This window comes from Vreelandella salicampi, from assembly GCF_013415105.1.
In the GTDB taxonomy this organism is placed as follows: Bacteria; Pseudomonadota; Gammaproteobacteria; order Pseudomonadales; family Halomonadaceae; genus Vreelandella; species Vreelandella salicampi.
The window spans coordinates 1-2,360 of the sequence record NZ_JACCDF010000034.1; the positions used below are offsets into that span (position 1 = coordinate 1).

Sequence of the window (2,360 nt, forward strand, 5' to 3'; positions counted from 1 at the left end):
TAAGCGCCACACTTGGGCATTAATCCGTGTGTCATCACGCCATCGATACGGCTGTTGAAGACTGAAGCCGGCAACCAACGGCTCCAAAACGCTCAATCGACACTCTCATGAATGAGGCAGGATTATTCCACAACAATCCATTGAGCATCATGCTGTCAGCAAAGAGATCAAGACTCTTTCGGCCTTTAAAGCAGCCTGGCACACTACTCTGAAGATACCATCAGCAAAATATCCCGCGCTGGAGGCTCTGTTTTACAACGGGAGGCATTGTCATCCATGAGTGATAAAAACACGCCCAACACAATTCGCTGCAAACGTGCCTATGATGAAGCTTCGGAGAATGACGGCTACCGGGTACTCGTCGATAGAATATGGCCACGGGGCATACGCAAGGAAACCCTTGCCTTGGACTCTTGGGAAAAGGACTTGGCACCGTCCAACAAGCTGCGCAAGTGGTTCAACCATGATCCACAACTTTGGGCAGGCTTCTATCAAAAGTACTTCGATGAGCTTAAAAAGAGACAGCGGACAATCGATAAGCTCTTAGACGACTGTGGTGGCAGACGCTTAACGTTGGTCTATTCAGCCAAGGATACCGAATACAATAATGCCATGGCACTGAAAAAATTCCTCGAAACATACCTAACAGACAACCAGCGGGAGAGCTAAGCCTTATTTCAACCCCAGCCGCTTAGCCAGTTTGTGCAGGTTGCTGGGGTCCATTTCCAAATGGCGAGCGGCGGCGGCCCAATGACCATAGCAGGCAACAAGCGCTTCTTGGATCGCGGATCGCTGTGCCTGCTCAACGCGAGTGCGCATTGGTATGGGCGCCATCAAGTGTGCGCTTTCCTCTGAGGTCGACGCCTCGTTGACAGACACCGCGATATCTGCCTCAGGCAAGTCAAGCCAACTGGGCAGAAGAGTGATGATTTCGTCTCGTTTCGCTCCTCGGCTGAGCGCCTTGATAGCCGCGCGGCTGATCACATGTTCAAGCTCGCGTACATTGCCCGGCCAAGCGTAAGACAGCAGCACCTCTTCGGCCGCAGACGATAGGCGTAGGCTACGCACTCCAAGCCTGGTGCGGTTGATTTCCAGGAAGTGACCAGCAAGCACCAATACATCGCTGCCCCGCTCACGCAGGGGCGGAATCGCCACTGGATAAACGGAAAGGCGGTGGTAGAGGTCGGCACGGAAACTCCCATCGCGCACGGCCTCAGCCAGGCGCCGGTTGGTAGCGGCAACAATGCGTACATTGGCTTGGCGCGGGGAATCTTCGCCCAGACGCTGTACCTCACCCTCTTGTAGGGCACGCAGCAACTTCGCCTGAACCGACAGCGACAGTTCACCTACTTCGTCGAGGAAAAGGGTGCCACCATTAGCCGCCTCGAATCGACCAGCACGCTCAGCAGTGGCTCCAGAAAAAGCGCCTTTTACATGGCCGAACAACTCACTCTCAGCAAGCGACTCGGGCAATGCGGCACAATTGATCTGTACCAGTGAGTTATCGTACCGGGTAGAGCAGCGATGTAGGCGACGTGCGAAAAGCTCCTTGCCTACTCCAGTCTCCCCACTGAGAAGCACAGGAAGGTCGGAACCGGCCACCACATCAAGTTCCGCCAGCAAGCGCTGCAGCACCGGGCTGTGGCCGAGGATGTCGCCTGTTTCATGCGCCATCACAGGCAGTGCGTAATCCTGCCGGGCCATTCGCAAGGCGCGGAGATCATGTTCCAAGCCGCTGACCCGCACAGAAGCCTCAACCAGCAACGCGTAGTGCTCCAAAGCGGCCTGACCGGCGGTATCGAAGATACCGGTTTCCAGTGAATCCAGCGTTAAAACTCCCCAGGGCTTGCCTTCGACATGCAGGCTGATGCCCATGCAGTCGTGGACGTGCAATGGATGACCCGACTGCTGCTCTAACAGACCATCGTAGGGATCTGGCAGGTTGGCATCTAAGGGGAACAGGGTGGAGCGCCGACTGGCAAGAATGATGGCGAGGCGTGGATGTTGTGCGACCTGAAAGCGACGCCCCAGTGCCTCTCGCACCAAGCCATCAACAGCTACTGGCACCAGTGTTGTACTCTCCTCTAGGCGCAGCAGGCACACAGCACCGCAATGAAAGACCTCGCGCAGAGTACGTACCAAGCGCTGTAGGCGCACGGCGGTTGGCAAATCAGCTACTAGGTCCGCCAGCAAACTCTCGTCAAGCATGATCAAAATTACCTTAACAGGGTTTAACTACCCTAGGGCGTGTTGACGTTTGGTCGAGGATGATTTGGCAGGATAGGGGCAAGCTCGCAGAATAGAGGTTCTCACGCCAACAAACTGCGAGCTTGCGATGCCCCGACAAATGCTCACGGATG

At 55.5% G+C, this 2,360-nt stretch carries 2 protein-coding genes; one reads left to right on the plus strand and one right to left on the minus strand.

Annotated features, from left to right (window positions below; all coding sequences use genetic code 11):
* Positions 1–276 precede the first annotated feature (276 nt).
* Positions 277–669, plus strand: coding sequence for a DUF488 domain-containing protein (locus tag HZS81_RS17840; protein ID WP_179931869.1), 393 nt, complete (start codon positions 277–279; stop codon positions 667–669).
* Between the two features lie 3 nt (positions 670–672).
* Here the strand turns inward: HZS81_RS17840 and norR are convergent, their stop codons facing one another.
* Positions 673–2,208, minus strand: coding sequence for a nitric oxide reductase transcriptional regulator NorR (norR, locus tag HZS81_RS17845; RefSeq protein ID WP_179931870.1), 1,536 nt, complete (start codon positions 2,206–2,208; stop codon positions 673–675).
* Between the last annotated feature and the right edge of the window lie 152 nt (positions 2,209–2,360).

Coding starts and splice junctions, on each gene's coding strand:
- HZS81_RS17840 (WP_179931869.1), top strand. CDS start 277: ATGAGTGATAAAAACACGCCCAACACAATTCGCTGCAAACGTGCCTAT.
- norR (WP_179931870.1), bottom strand. CDS start 2,208: ATGCTTGACGAGAGTTTGCTGGCGGACCTAGTAGCTGATTTGCCAACC.